This is a genomic window from Affinirhizobium lemnae (assembly GCF_022968395.1).
Classification (GTDB): domain Bacteria; phylum Pseudomonadota; class Alphaproteobacteria; order Rhizobiales; family Rhizobiaceae; genus Neorhizobium; species Neorhizobium lemnae.
The window spans coordinates 78,583-91,249 of sequence record NZ_JALJQZ010000008.1 but is presented as its reverse complement, the minus strand read 5'-3'; the positions used below and the strand labels follow the sequence as shown (position 1 = coordinate 91,249).

14 protein-coding genes are annotated in these 12,667 nt (G+C 57.3%); 6 read left to right on the top strand and 8 right to left on the bottom strand.

Annotated features, from left to right (window positions below; translation table 11 throughout):
• Nucleotides 1-54 precede the first annotated feature (54 nt).
• Nucleotides 55-711 (bottom strand): ChrR family anti-sigma-E factor, encoded by a 657-nt coding sequence (locus MUU53_RS07335; protein ID WP_247260318.1) that lies wholly within the window; start codon nt 709-711, stop codon nt 55-57.
• The gene (locus MUU53_RS07330; RefSeq protein WP_247260317.1) at nt 708-1,274 is read right to left on the bottom strand and encodes a sigma-70 family RNA polymerase sigma factor; all 567 of its coding nucleotides are present in this window, start codon (nt 1,272-1,274) and stop codon (nt 708-710) included. The genes MUU53_RS07335 and MUU53_RS07330 overlap by 4 nt, the downstream gene beginning before the upstream one ends.
• A gap of 227 nt (nt 1,275-1,501) precedes the next feature.
• Here MUU53_RS07330 and MUU53_RS07325 point away from each other — a divergent pair, with 227 nt between their 5' ends.
• Genes MUU53_RS07325 through MUU53_RS07315 form a run of 3 tightly spaced genes read left to right on the top strand, consistent with a single transcriptional unit; the run spans nt 1,502 to nt 4,875 of the window.
• Entirely contained in the window at nt 1,502-2,845 is a 1,344-nt protein-coding gene (locus tag MUU53_RS07325) for an NAD(P)/FAD-dependent oxidoreductase (RefSeq protein WP_247260316.1), read from the top strand.
• Complete coding sequence (locus tag MUU53_RS07320; protein ID WP_247260315.1) at nt 2,842-3,639, top strand: DUF1365 domain-containing protein; 798 nt, start codon at nt 2,842-2,844, stop codon at nt 3,637-3,639. The genes MUU53_RS07325 and MUU53_RS07320 overlap by 4 nt, the downstream gene beginning before the upstream one ends.
• A 15-nt stretch (nt 3,640-3,654) precedes the next feature.
• Nucleotides 3,655-4,875, top strand: coding sequence for an SAM-dependent methyltransferase (locus tag MUU53_RS07315; RefSeq protein WP_247260314.1), 1,221 nt, complete (start codon nt 3,655-3,657; stop codon nt 4,873-4,875).
• A 39-nt stretch (nt 4,876-4,914) separates the two neighbouring features.
• On the opposite strand, the gene MUU53_RS07310 is transcribed toward MUU53_RS07315, so the two are convergent.
• Nucleotides 4,915-5,697 (bottom strand): SDR family NAD(P)-dependent oxidoreductase, encoded by a 783-nt coding sequence (locus MUU53_RS07310; protein WP_247260313.1) that lies wholly within the window; start codon nt 5,695-5,697, stop codon nt 4,915-4,917.
• 153 nt (nt 5,698-5,850) lie between these two features.
• On the opposite strand from MUU53_RS07310, the gene MUU53_RS07305 reads away from it, so the two are divergent.
• Nucleotides 5,851-6,792: a nucleoside hydrolase gene (locus MUU53_RS07305; protein ID WP_247260312.1), complete on the top strand. Its 942-nt coding sequence runs from the start codon at nt 5,851-5,853 to the stop codon at nt 6,790-6,792.
• Between the two features lie 5 nt (nt 6,793-6,797).
• Here the strand turns inward: MUU53_RS07305 and MUU53_RS07300 are convergent, their stop codons facing one another.
• Genes MUU53_RS07300 through MUU53_RS07285 form a run of 4 tightly spaced genes read right to left on the bottom strand, consistent with a single transcriptional unit; the run spans nt 6,798 to nt 9,570 of the window.
• A complete protein-coding gene (locus MUU53_RS07300) occupies nt 6,798-7,175 on the bottom strand; it encodes a helix-turn-helix domain-containing protein (RefSeq protein WP_247260311.1) in 378 nt (125 codons plus the stop codon).
• A complete protein-coding gene (locus MUU53_RS07295; RefSeq protein WP_247260310.1) occupies nt 7,172-7,471 on the bottom strand; it encodes a type II toxin-antitoxin system HigB family toxin in 300 nt (99 codons plus the stop codon). The genes MUU53_RS07300 and MUU53_RS07295 overlap by 4 nt, the downstream gene beginning before the upstream one ends.
• Before the next feature lie 49 nt (nt 7,472-7,520).
• On the bottom strand, nt 7,521-8,444 hold the full coding sequence (locus MUU53_RS07290; RefSeq protein ID WP_247260309.1) for a pseudouridine-5'-phosphate glycosidase: 924 nt from the start codon (nt 8,442-8,444) through the stop codon (nt 7,521-7,523).
• Between the two features lies 1 nt (nt 8,445).
• Nucleotides 8,446-9,570 carry a carbohydrate kinase gene (locus MUU53_RS07285; RefSeq protein WP_247260308.1) on the bottom strand — a complete coding sequence of 375 codons (1,125 nt, stop codon included), beginning with the start codon at nt 9,568-9,570 and terminating at the stop codon, nt 8,446-8,448.
• A gap of 202 nt (nt 9,571-9,772) precedes the next feature.
• On the opposite strand from MUU53_RS07285, the gene MUU53_RS07280 reads away from it, so the two are divergent.
• Nucleotides 9,773-10,171, top strand: a complete 399-nt coding sequence (locus MUU53_RS07280; RefSeq protein WP_247260384.1) for a DUF1236 domain-containing protein — start codon at nt 9,773-9,775, stop codon at nt 10,169-10,171.
• A gap of 47 nt (nt 10,172-10,218) precedes the next feature.
• On the opposite strand, the gene pncB is transcribed toward MUU53_RS07280, so the two are convergent.
• Nucleotides 10,219-11,526, bottom strand: a complete 1,308-nt coding sequence (gene pncB, locus MUU53_RS07275) for a nicotinate phosphoribosyltransferase (protein WP_247260307.1) — start codon at nt 11,524-11,526, stop codon at nt 10,219-10,221.
• A 286-nt stretch (nt 11,527-11,812) separates the two neighbouring features.
• Between pncB and MUU53_RS07270 the strand changes: the two genes are divergently transcribed.
• Entirely contained in the window at nt 11,813-12,616 is an 804-nt protein-coding gene (locus tag MUU53_RS07270; RefSeq protein ID WP_247260306.1) for an ABC transporter substrate-binding protein, read from the top strand.
• Nucleotides 12,617-12,667: the final 51 nt, after the last annotated feature.

Sequence of the window (12,667 nt, the reverse complement as noted above, 5' to 3'; positions counted from 1 at the left end):
CTTCCTTTCACCTACCAAAAAAATCAGCCGGTCAGGGGACCGGCTGATGGAACCTCAGATCTTGAGGATTGGCTGGATCATTCTCACGACCCAGCTTGAGAATTTCAGCGGACGTTCCGTCACTGCAAGACAGATGCAGTCCTCGCCTTCCGTGGCGGTCGGGGTGTGGAGAAGCGAGCCATCTGCCTCTTCCAAATCGCCACGGGCAAACAGGTCCTGACCGTCGTGGAAGCTGCCAGCCAGAACGAGCGTCAACTCACGACCGTCATGCGTGTGCTCCGGCACTGGCTTTCCAGCCGGAATGCGCAGCAGGCGCACTTGGGTGTCTGGATCCGCGGTATCGATGCGGATCTGATAGGCACCACGTCCAAGTGCCTTCCACTTCAGGCTGGACACATCACCACCCAGATAGGAGCGCAGTGGCTCCGGGATGACGCCTTCCGATTGGGATGGCCGCGAAATAGCCTGACCCGCAGTCCGAGAACCGGAAAGCTTCGCCTTCATCTTGTCCCAGTCGGTGTCCGTCGCCTTTTCGCTTACGGAGATCTTGTCGAACAGCGCACCGGCCGCACCCTCCATGGCCTGAAGGCGGCGGCGGGCCTGCGGACAAAGCGCCAGATGCGTAGCTACGGCCAGACTCCAGCCTTCAGACAGGTTTCCGGATGCATAGTCGAGCAGAAGCTCGTCGCTGACTTGGTGTTGAACGTTCATCGCACGGCCTCCAGGGTCGAACGCAATTTCTCAAAGGCCAACCGGATACGGGACTTCACAGTTCCAAGAGGAATGCCCATGTCCTGCGCGATCGTGGAATGCGATGCCTCATCGAAGAAGGCACGCTTCAGAACGTCGAGCTGCTCTGGCGGCAGTGTTTCCATGGCCTTGCGAAGAAGCTCCGCATCCTGGCGCTCTTCGAGCTCCAAGTCCGCAGGCGGAATATCGTCCTTCACAAATGCCGGATCATTTTCATCGAACATCGGGCGTTTGCGGCGAAACGCGTCAATCCGCTGATTTCTGGCTATGGTAAAGATCCACGCGGAGACATTGCCTCGCGCCGGATCGAACTGCATCGCCTTGTTCCAGACGGCCATCATGGTTTCTTGCATCAGCTCTTCCGCGAGCTGCGTGTCCCTGGTCTTCATCGCCATGAAGGAGCGCACGCGCGGCCCGTAATGGCGGAACAGTGTTTCAAAGGCATCCACGTCGCGCTGCTGCCCGACACGGGTCAGCAATTTGGACAAGTCTGCCGGGGAAAGTTCATGTTCCGGCGTAGTCAAATCAGTCCGTTTCATCCTTTGGCCAAGCTGAACGCGAGCACGCGGCCGGTTGGCCGCTTGTTGTTCGTTGTGGCACGTCCTTGCCGAGATGGAAACAGTCAAGCTCATGTTTGGCGTTACGCCAGACATCCTGCGGCGGATCATGGGAGGGAAAAGAAATTTATCAGCAATCCGTTTCGTGATCGCCGCCGTAGAGCCTAAGCATAGGTAAACAGTGGAAAATCAAAATGGTTTCATACACGGCAGGAAATCGTCGCATCGCGGTTATCGGGTCTGGCATCAGCGGCCTGTCTGCAGCGTGGCTTGCCTCGCGATCCAATCGTGTCGTGCTTTATGAAGCGGATCATCGTCTGGGCGGTCACTCCAATACGGCAATCGTTCCCACTGCCTATGGCGATATCCCGGTCGATACGGGGTTCATAGTCTATAATGACAAGAATTATCCCAATCTGGTGGCTCTGTTCCAGCATCTGAATGTCCCGACCATTGCTTCTGACATGAGCTTTGCGGCCTCCATCGACGATGGAAGGTTTGAATATTCCGGCACCGGTCTGAAGGGGCTGCTCGGACAGCGGCTGAACATCGCCCGCCCCCGCTTCTGGCGGATGCTGACGGATGTGTTGCGGTTCTATCGCGAAGCCGAAGGCCTTCTGAAACGTCCGGAGCTTGAGGGTCTGACGCTCGGCGAATATCTCGACCGCGAAAACTATTCGAAAGCCTTCATTGAAGATCATCTTTTGCCGATGGGAGCTGCCATCTGGTCGATGACCACAATCGATATGCGCGCCTATCCGCTTCACGCCTTCGTGCGCTTTTTCGTTCATCACGGTCTGATCCTCCTTAAGGGCCGTCCTCGCTGGCGCACAGTCCTGGGTGGCAGCCGCGAATATGTCCGCCGCCTGATTGCCGACTTTGCCGGCGAGATCCGCCTCTCGACGCCGGTAGCCCGCATTCAACGGATGGCAAACGGCGTGATCGTGACCGACAAGTCCGGTCACGCCGACCGCTTCGACGACGTGATCATCGCAACCCATGCGAACGATGCTTTGTCCATGCTCGGTGATGCAGATCACCTTGAGCGTGAAATTCTCGGGTCCTTCCGATACACGGACAATGTTGCGGTCCTTCATAGCGATGAAAACCTGATGCCGAAGCGTAAATCTGTCTGGTCCAGCTGGAATTATATTGCCGGTCGGCAGGCAGCCGACGGGGCTCCGCTCTGCGTGACCTACTGGATGAATCTGTTGCAGGATCTCGACCGTCGTCAAAACCTGTTTGTCACGCTGAATGCCTGTCGAGAGATCCGCAAGGACAAGATCGTCGCGACGTACAATTATACGCATCCGCTGTTCGACCTCAGCGCCATGGCAGCTCAAAAGCGGATCTGGGATCTCCAGGGTCGCCGGAACACATTCTTCTGTGGCGCCCATTTCGGCAGTGGCTTCCATGAGGATGGTCTGCAGGCAGGACTTGCCGCCGCAGAGGCTGCAACAGGCTCACGCCGCCCCTGGCAGGTCGCGGACGAGTCGGGTCGGATCTTTTCGACACCCCTTCTGGCAGCGGCAGAATGACCCTATCCTCCGCCATCTATGCGGGCAACGTGATCCATGCCCGGCACCGGCCGAAGACGCATCGTCTGCGCTATAGTGTGTTTTCGCTATTGCTGGATCTGGATGAACTTCCGCTGCTCGACCGTTCGCTGAAGCTTTTCGGCCATAACCGCCGCGCATTGTTCAGTTTCTACGATCAGGATCATGGAAACGGCGAGAGGAATGGGCTCAGAGCCTGGGCCGAAAATCACTTGCGCATGGCAGGGATCGAGACCTTTCCGGCGCGCATTCGGGTTCTATGTTATCCGCGCATCTTCGGATATGTTTTCAATCCGTTGACGGTTTATTTCTGCGAAGACAAACAGGGCAATCTTCTGGCGCTGCTCTACGAGGTCTGCAATACATTCCATGAGCGGCATACTTACGTGATACCGGCGGGTTCTCATCGGGAAGGCCCGGTCCGCCATTCCTGCGAGAAGGCCATGTACGTCTCTCCGTTTGTTCCTATGGACTGCGCCTACGACTTCGATATCCTCCCACCCGGAGCCAATGTAACGGGCGACAAGGTGAAGGTGGCGATCAATGAACGCGATGCCGAGGGCGATCTGCTCTATGCAAGTTTTGCCGGCGCACGTTCCGAACTATCCGATGCGGGTCTTGCCCGCGTCTTCATGCGTTATCCGCTGATGACCATGAAGGTCATGGCGGGGATCCACTGGGAGGCGCTTCGTCTCTGGCTGAAGGGTGTGCCGATCTACAGGCACAAGCCCGCGGCGGAGCGGGTTGCGAGTTCGGTGGAACAGACCATTGTTTGAGTGGAGGAGTGCATCATGACGCATGCCGGACATGGAGATCCCTTTCTCGTCACAGAGCGCAGACCCTTCTGGGAGAAGATGCTGTGCCGCATGCTGGCGCGCACACGCCATGGTCGCCTGACGGTGCTGTTTCCAACAGGGCGTGAATACCATTTTGGCAACAGCGCGCAGGGTCCGTCGGCCACCATCCGCTTCCATCGCGCAAGTGTCTTGCGGCAGGTGATGACCGGTGGAAGCCTTGGCTTTGCCCGCGCCTACATGGATGGAGACTGGTCGACACCGGATCTTGGCAATGTTCTCGATCTTGCCATGGCCAACGAGAAGGATTGGGAAAAACTCGTCAAGCCAATGGCGCTGTTTGGCCGGCTGGCACATCTGCGTCACCGCCTTCGCCGTAATTCCAAGGCGGGGAGCCGTCGCAACATCGCCTTCCACTATGATCTCGGCAATGATTTCTATCGGCTCTGGCTGGACAGATCCATGACCTATTCGTCAGCGATCTACACGCGCGCCGATATGCCGCTTGAAGAGGCGCAGCGAGAAAAATACGGCCGCATCATTCGCGATCTCGGCATTGGTCCGGACGACCATGTCCTGGAAATCGGCTGCGGCTGGGGCGGTTTCATGGAACAGGCGATCCGCGAGACAGGATGCCGTGCGACGGGTCTCACCCTTTCCAAGGAACAGGCAACCTATGCGCGCCAGCGGCTGGCGGACGCCGGACTCGCTGAACGTGGCGAAATTCGCCTCGAGGATTACCGCGATGTACGCGGCCAGTTCACCAAGATCGTCTCGATCGAGATGTTCGAGGCGGTCGGTGAAGAACATTGGCCGATTTATTTCGAGCAGGTGCGCGATCTGCTGGTCCTGGGCGGGGAAGCCATGATCCAGGTCATCACCATTGATGAAAGCCGCTTCGAGCTCTATCGACGGCACGCGGATTTCATCCAGACCTACATCTTCCCGGGCGGCATGCTGCCTACGGTGACCAATTTTGGAGAGATTGCCGAAAAGGCCAGGTTGAAGGTTCAGGATTCCTTCCGGTTTGGCCGGGATTACGAGCGGACCCTGCTCGTGTGGGATCGGGCTTTCCAGGCCGCCTGGGCGAAGATCGCCCCCTTGGGATTTGACGAGCGGTTCTTCCGCATGTGGCACTACTACCTGCACTACTGCGCTGCCGGTTTTCGCACCGGCCGGATCGACGTCGCGCAGTTTCGTTTGGCAAAATCATCCTGACGGCCTCTCCCGGGATCAATATCCCGGGAGAAAGCCCCTTCATTTCCGCAGCATCTTCCGGGTCAGTGCAAATCGCAGCCTGTGCGGCAGCGCATGCAGGAACTTGATGGCAAACGCCATTTTCCATGGGAATATGATCTCGAACTTGTTTGTCTTCAGACCATCGACGATGCTCTCTGCTGCCTCATCGACACTGATCAGAAATGGCATCGGAAAATCGTTCTTGGCCGTCAGAGGCGTATCGACGAAGCCGGGATTGATGACACGCATGCGCACCCCTTCCCGCTCCAGTTCCGGATAAAGCGCTTCGCACAGATTGTTGAGAGCTGCTTTTGTGGCTCCGTAAAAGCCGCCGCCCGGCAAACCGACATAGCCTGCAACGGAGGCGACGACGCAGATTTCGCCGCTTCGCCGCGCAATCATATCCGGTATCACCGCTTCCAGCGTATGGGCGGTACCGATAACATTCAGGTTCAGTGTTTCTGCGAAGGCTCCGCTGTTGAAACGACGAACGCTGTCGCGCTTGTAGCTCCCTGCGGAAAAGATGGCCAGATCGATCGGCCCGAGGCTGGCCCGGATGGCGTTTGCGACCGAACTTGCGGCGGCACGGTCCGTCACGTCCAGCGGAAAGGCAAAAATGCGGTCCGGCATTTCGGCCTGAAGCTCCATCAGCTTGTCGGCGCTGCGAGCGCTTACCGCCACGCGGTAACCTTCACGCGCGAGCTTGATTGCCACTGCACGTCCAATACCCGAGCTGGCACCCGTGATCCAGGCAAGCTTCCCCGTCTGCACTGGCGGGGACGATAGGGTGGTGTCTGTCATCGAAAGCCTCCATTTGCCTTCTACTACGCAGAGCGACCGATTTGGTTCTCAGGCCGTCGTTGCACAGGCTTGTCGAGCGTGGCGCAACATGCAACATCCATCGCTTGATGCTTATCAAGGCGCTTGCCTTACAAGACCAAGAAGAGACCTATCATGCCGCAAAAGATCATCATTGATACAGATCCGGGCCAGGACGATGCGCTTGCCATTCTTCTGGCGCTGGGAAGTCCGGAAATCAAGGTGCTGGGCATCACGGCGGCAGCTGGTAATGTGCCGGTAGCGCTGACGTCGAAAAACATCCGCAAGGTTTGCGAACTCGCCGGACGTTCCGACGTGAAGGTGTTTGCAGGCTGCGATGGCCCCATGGAGGGCACGCTGTTCACCGCCGAATATGTGCATGGCGCAACCGGCATGGATGGTGCCGATCTGCCGGAGCCGACCATGCCGCTTCAGGCGCAGCACGGCGTCGATTTCATCATCGAGACCGTCATGAACAGTGAGCCAGGCAGTGTCGTGATCTGCACGCTCGGTCCGCTGACCAACCTCGGAACCGCACTGAAGCGCGAGCCAAAGCTTGCTGAACGCTTCCAGAAGATCGTGTTGATGGGCGGCGGCCTGTTCGAGGGCGGAAACGTGACGCCCGCCGCCGAGTTCAACATTTTCGTTGACCCGGCTGCCGCCAAGATCGTGTTCGGCTGCGGTGCACCCATCGTCATGATGCCGTTGGACGTCACCCATCAGGTGCTGACGACAGCAAAGCGCGTGGCCGCCATCAAGGCGCTTGGCACGCCGCTTTCGGAAGCCGTTGTCGGCTGGCTGGAATTCTTCGAGCGTTTCGACGAACAGAAATACGGCACCGATGGCGGACCGCTGCACGATCCAAACGTCATCGCCTATCTCATCAAGCCAGAGCTTTATTCGGGCCGTCTCTGCAATGTGGAAATCGAAGCGGATAGCGCACTCACCAAGGGCATGACGGTTGTCGACTGGTGGGGCGTGACCAACCGCCCGAAGAATGCGACCTTCATGCGCGATGTCGATGCCGATGGCTTCTACGCGCTTCTGACAGAGCGTCTGGCACGTCTGCCAGCGTAAAGCGCTTACGCCGCCAGAGGATACGGCTCAACCAGACAATCGGCGGGGATGTGCCATTCCCGCCGCAAACTGTTGATCATGTCCAGAGTCAGCGCGCGCCTGCGGCGAAGGATTTCAGACGCCCGTGAACGGGAGCCGAGGACATCAGCCAGATCCGACTGGGTGCGCCCCGTCGTTTCCATGTAGAACGTCAGCACGTCGATAGGATCGGCAGCCGCCAGGGTTACAGTGCGGTTCTCATAAGCCTCGATAAGATCGGACAGAATATCGAAGCGATCCGCCTCTTCTGAGCCAGCCGCGGGCGGCGCATCGAAATAGGGCTCGATTTCACCGAACGCCCAATCAAGATCGGCTTGTGTTCTGATGGGTCTGATCTCTTTCATTCGACAATCTCCGCATCAATCCTGTCATAATCTGCGTGCGTTCCGACAAACTTGATCAGAACACGCTGATAGGCATAGGCCACGTGCACGATCAGCCGATACTTGTTGCCGGAAATATCGAAGATGATCCGGTTATCGGCGACGAAATCGACAGAGCTTCCGAACATTGCCTTCACGTCGGAAGGAGCCGACCATTTTGCCGCCGACACCAGTCGATACCAATCCGACAAGGGCTTTCGCGCCTGAGGGTGGCGCTCCCAGAAATCCCTCAGACGCGATTTCGCGATGATCTGCATACTCTCTTTTATTCCCATTTTGGGAACAAAACAAGGGAATTGTCGCCGATCAGCCCTTCTTCAGCGCCGCGTAGGCAACGGCCATGCGTGCTGCGAGCGCCGCATTGCTCTTTACCAGCGCGATGTTGGCCTTGAGACTTTCGCCCTTTGAAAGCTCATTGATGCGCGCCAGCAGGAAGGGCGTCAGTTCCTTGCGGCCAATGCCGCGCTCTTCCGCCTCGCGCACCGCATCGGCAATCGTGCCGTCGATGAATGCGTTGGAGAGAGCGGCTTCTTCAGGGATCGGGTTTGCAATCAGCAGGCCGGTTCCGGTTCCAAGCTTGTGATGCAGGTGCATGGCGCTGGCGATCTCTTCTGCCGTATCCAGCCGGTGATCTGCCTTGAAGCCGCTGGTGCGGGTGAAGAAGGCCGGAAACTCGTCCGTACCGTAGGCAATGACCGGCACGCGCTGTGTTTCGAGATATTCCAGCGTTTTGGCGATATCGAGGATGGACTTCACGCCCGCGCAGACGACAGCTGTCTTCGTGCGGCCCAGTTCAGTCAGGTCGGCGGAGATATCGAAGCTCTGTTCCGCGCCGCGATGCACGCCACCGACACCACCGGTTGCAAAGATATCGATGCCCGCGAGATCTGCCAGCAGCATTGTCGCTGACACCGTCGTCCCCGCGGACTGCCTGCGTACCATGGCAACCGCCAGATCACGACCGGAGGCCTTCACCACGCCCTTGGCCTGCGCCAGCGCCTCAAGCTCGGCGCGCTCCAGACCGGCGCGTAACTCACCGTCGATCACAGCAATCGTCGCGGGCACGGCACCGTTCTGCCGAACGACATCTTCCACCGCCAGTGCCGTTTCAAGGTTGGCGGGATAGGGCATACCATGGGTGATGATGGTCGATTCCAGCGCAACGACGGGGCCGCCAGCGGCAAGAGCCTCTGCCACTTCGCGGCTGAGTTTCGGTTTGTGAAGGGTCATGTCAAATCCTTTCGATCGGCTGGAGCCGGTGCATGTTCGCCTCAATGAAGCGGGGGGAGAGTTCAGGGTGGACGCTGGCGGCGCTTTCTGTAGTCAAGGCACCCAGTAGTGTACCCATACGCACGGCTTCGAAGGCAGGTTTTCCAGAGAGCAAGGCCTGTAGCGTTCCGGCAATCATCGCGTCGCCCGCACCCGTCATTTCAACGGGTTCTGCCGTGACCGCAGGAACGGCTCGAACCTGCGTTCCTTCGGCAACGACAGCACCGGATGCCCCACGCGTCACGATCGCATGGGCAACGCCGGCATTCACAAGGGCAAGGGCAGCAGCTTCGGCGTCCCGGAAAGGTCCGAGCGAGCGCCGCGCCATCAGCGCATTGGCCTCATCCAGATTCATGAACAGGAAATCGATCCCGCTCAGATCATCCGGCAATCGCATGACCTTATGGGTGGAAACGGCATCGAAAGCCAGGCGGAAGCGCGCGCCCCTGCGGCGTTCGATCAATAGTCTCAGCGTTTCGGCTGGCAAGTTGCAATCACAGAAGACCAGGCTTGCAGACGCCAGATGCGGCCAAACCCGTTCCAGATGGGCAGGCTGAAAAAGATCAAAGATGCCCATATCAGCCAGACCAATGGCAAGGTCACCCTTCTCGTCCAGAACGGCGGCATATTCCGCAGTCGGGCGCTCCGTGCTTGTCAAAACCTGCGATACGTCGATACCGATCTGTCGCAGATGCGCCAGCATTGCGCTGCCGGTTTCATCATCGCCGAGAATGGAAATGAAACTGGTCGAGGCACCAAGCAAGCCAAGGTTTTCGGCGACATTGCGGGCAACACCGCCAAAGCTACGCATTCCATCGACCGGGTTCGAGGTTTCAGGAACCAGCGGTTGGCGCGCGCGATATTTACGATCGAAGACGGCGCCGCCCATGCACACGACACGAGACACGTGGGGGAGGACATAGCCACGCCCCAGGATGTAGCCTTTCTGGACAAGCTGGACGATATGGGCTGCCACCGTGGAACGCGCCAGCCCCAGAGCATCGGCAATCTCTTGCTGTCCGACGAATGGGTTCTCCTCAATCAGCTTGAGTACGGCAGCTTCCTGTTGAGCTAGATCGGGGAACATTATTAATCCTTATCGAGAGGCTGATATCATAAAAACACATGTTTAGTTTGTAAACATATGTTTTAGAGTAGCTACTCACTGCCTTCGGCGGCGTGTCGCTTGCAAAAAGTAACTTTCTATCACTTTTCGTGTGGCAGACTCGGGAACGGGTTGCCGACGTTGGGAGTTCTTGAGCCGAACTGAAACAACGAGAGGAGATAAACTGATGCGTAAGATCATTCTGGCTGCCACGGCAGTTCTGACCCTCGCCACGATTGGTACAGCTTCTGCTCAGGATGGCACCGTCAGCGGTGCAGCTGGCGGCGCCGTGACAGGCGCAATCGTAGGCGGTCCCATCGGTGCGGCCGTTGGTGGCATTGCGGGTGCCGCGCTTGGCACAGCCATTGATCCGCCGCCGCGCGAAGTCGTCACCTATGTTCGCGAGCAACCGGTCGCAGCACCCGTTGTTGTCGAACGTAAGGTAGTCGTCGGTGAACCTCTGCCGGAAACCGTTGTGCTGACGCCGGTTCCGCAGCACCGCGAATATTCCTACGCCATCGTCAACGATCAGCGCGTGATCGTCGATCCTCGTACCCATACGGTTGTGCAGATCATCGAGTAAACTCTGTGCCGTGAGGCGGGCCACCCGGCCCGCTTCACACTGTCCGGTCACACGAAAATTTCGTGCTCGACCAGATCTTCCTGTCCAAAGAACTTCAGATATCTCTCGACTTCGGATGGATCGCCCGTTGCCTTCAACGGGTTATCAGAGAGCTTGACGGCAGGACGGCCGTTTGCCTCACTTACCTTGCAAACGATGGAAATCGGCTTCAGACCGGCGATGTCTTCCGGAGCGCAGCCTGCGAAATCATTCGTCAGGTTTGTACCCCAACCAAAGGACATGCGCACCTTGCCCTGAAAATGCTGATAGGTGTCGATAATCGCATCGACGTCCAGACCGTCTGAGAAGATCAGCAACTTCTGGCGCGGATCCCGCCCCATCTTCTTCCACCATTCGATGATCTTCTCACCGCCTTCGATTGGCGGCGCGCTGTCCGGCCTGAAGCCCGTCCAGTCAGCCACCCATTCCGGCGCATTGCGCAGAAAGGCCGTCGTGCCATAGGCGTCTGGAAGCACGATCAGCAGATTGCCGCCATAGAGCCGGTTCCAGTCTTTCAGAACCTTATAGGGCGCAGCCCTCAGCTCTTCATCATTGTTAGCCAAGGCCGCCATGACCATGGGGAGTTCATGGGCATTCGTTCCCACCGCTTCCAGATCGGAATCCATGGCCAGAAGGACGTTGCTGGTACCGGTAAAGGCAGGACCGACACCTTCCTTCAACGCTTCCACGCACCAGCGCTGCCAGAGAAAGCTATGGCGGCGACGTGTACCGAAGTCGGAAATCCGCAGGCCCGGAAGAGAGCGCAGGCGCTCTACCTTTTCCCACATGCGCGCCTTGGCGCGGGCATAGAGAACATCCAGCGTGAAGAGGCCTAATGACCGGATCGCTGCCCGTGAACGCAGTTCGTTGATGATCGCCAGTGCCGGGATCTCCCACATGGTGGTATCCACCCAGCGGCCATGGAAGGTCAGTTCATACTGACCGTCGCGCTTGGAAAGCTCGTATTCCGGCAATTGATAATTGGCGAGAAAGGCGAGGAAATCCGGCTCGAAAATCTGCGACTTGCCATAGAAGCTGTTACCGGCCAGCCAGATCGCTTCCTTTTTTGAAAGCCGAAGCGTTCGCGCATGGTCCAGTTGCGCCCGCAATTCGCCCTCATCGATCTCGTCGGCAAGGCGCACACGCTTGGTTCGGTTGATCAAGGAAAAGGTAACGTCCACCTGAGGATAAAGCTTCCAGATCATCTGAAGCATGAGAAGCTTGTAGAAATCCGTGTCGATCAGGCTTCGAACGATCGGATCGAGTTTCCAGGTGTGATTGTAGACGCGCTTTGCAATATCCGTCTTGGTTGCCATGATTGCCTTTGCCCAACGGCCGAAGAACGGCGCGTTTGCACTTCCTCTGATCGAGGCATCGACTGACAACCTCGCCGGTTGTTATCGAAAAAAGCCGTTGGGATGTCCAGCCGTCATGTCAATCGATTTGAACAGATGCCAGAGTCAACCAAACCACAGTCCGAAAAAATATTTTCTACTTATTAGGTAGAATTTGTTAATTCCTCCGACGACCTAGTGGTTCTGTACGATTTAATTGAACCCGACATGGCGAACAACCGCCATGAGGACGTACAAGGATTTTTAGATGAACAAGTTTTTAGCAGCATCGCTCGTCATCCTCGCTTCATTTGGAACAGCTCATGCCGACCGGCTGGATGACATCAAGAAGGCTGGCGTTTTGAAAGTGGCCGCCTTCGACGCAAATCCGCCCTTCGGCTATGTCGATGCCGCGAGCAAGCAGATCGTGGGTCTTGATGTAGACTACGCGAAGATTCTCGCCGAAAAGCTGGGCGTAGAACTGGAAATCAAACCGACCAACCCGGCCAATCGTATTCCGCTTCTGGTTTCAGGCAGTGTGGATCTGGTGCTCGCCAATTTCACCATTACGGAGGAACGCGCCAAGCAGGTGGATTTCAGCATTCCCTACTTTGCATCCGGCCAGCAGTTCCTGGCCAAGAAGGGCACTCTTTCCTCGCCCGATCAGTTGAACACTCTACGCATCGGTGCGGATAAGGGTACGGTCAACGAGATTGTTCTACGCCGGGATTTTCCCAAGGCAACCATTGTTTCCTATGATGACACGCCCTTCGCCTTCACAGCGCTTAGAAATGGCAATGTGCAGGCCATTACACAGGATGGCCCAAAGCTTATTGGCCTTCTGGCCAATGTGCCGGACAAAGAAAACTATGAAATTCCTGCCTTTTCCATTTCCAACGACTATATCGGCATCGGCATTCCCAAGGGCGAAGCACGCTTGAAGGATCTGGTCGACAAGACGCTTGTCGAACTGGAAGACAATGGAACCGCCGCCAAGATTTATGACACCTGGTTTGGTCCAAAGACCACGCAACCGCTCGCTCGTATTTTCAAGATCGGCGACAAGATCTAGTCCGAGCATCACTGAAGGGTGTCGCATACATGATGCGGCACCCCTCAACCA

Excerpts from the sequence above, each read along its gene's own strand:
- MUU53_RS07335 (WP_247260318.1), bottom strand. The coding sequence starts at position 711 with ATGAACGTTCAACACCAAGTCAGCGACGAGCTTCTGCTCGACTATGCA.
- MUU53_RS07325 (WP_247260316.1), top strand. The coding sequence starts at position 1,502 with ATGGTTTCATACACGGCAGGAAATCGTCGCATCGCGGTTATCGGGTCT.
- MUU53_RS07320 (WP_247260315.1), top strand. The coding sequence starts at position 2,842 with ATGACCCTATCCTCCGCCATCTATGCGGGCAACGTGATCCATGCCCGG.
- MUU53_RS07315 (WP_247260314.1), top strand. The coding sequence starts at position 3,655 with ATGACGCATGCCGGACATGGAGATCCCTTTCTCGTCACAGAGCGCAGA.
- MUU53_RS07310 (WP_247260313.1), bottom strand. The coding sequence starts at position 5,697 with ATGACAGACACCACCCTATCGTCCCCGCCAGTGCAGACGGGGAAGCTT.
- MUU53_RS07305 (WP_247260312.1), top strand. The coding sequence starts at position 5,851 with ATGCCGCAAAAGATCATCATTGATACAGATCCGGGCCAGGACGATGCG.
- MUU53_RS07300 (WP_247260311.1), bottom strand. The coding sequence starts at position 7,175 with ATGAAAGAGATCAGACCCATCAGAACACAAGCCGATCTTGATTGGGCG.
- MUU53_RS07295 (WP_247260310.1), bottom strand. The coding sequence starts at position 7,471 with ATGCAGATCATCGCGAAATCGCGTCTGAGGGATTTCTGGGAGCGCCAC.
- MUU53_RS07290 (WP_247260309.1), bottom strand. The coding sequence starts at position 8,444 with ATGACCCTTCACAAACCGAAACTCAGCCGCGAAGTGGCAGAGGCTCTT.
- MUU53_RS07285 (WP_247260308.1), bottom strand. The coding sequence starts at position 9,570 with ATGTTCCCCGATCTAGCTCAACAGGAAGCTGCCGTACTCAAGCTGATT.
- pncB (WP_247260307.1), bottom strand. The coding sequence starts at position 11,526 with ATGGCAACCAAGACGGATATTGCAAAGCGCGTCTACAATCACACCTGG.
- MUU53_RS07270 (WP_247260306.1), top strand. The coding sequence starts at position 11,813 with ATGAACAAGTTTTTAGCAGCATCGCTCGTCATCCTCGCTTCATTTGGA.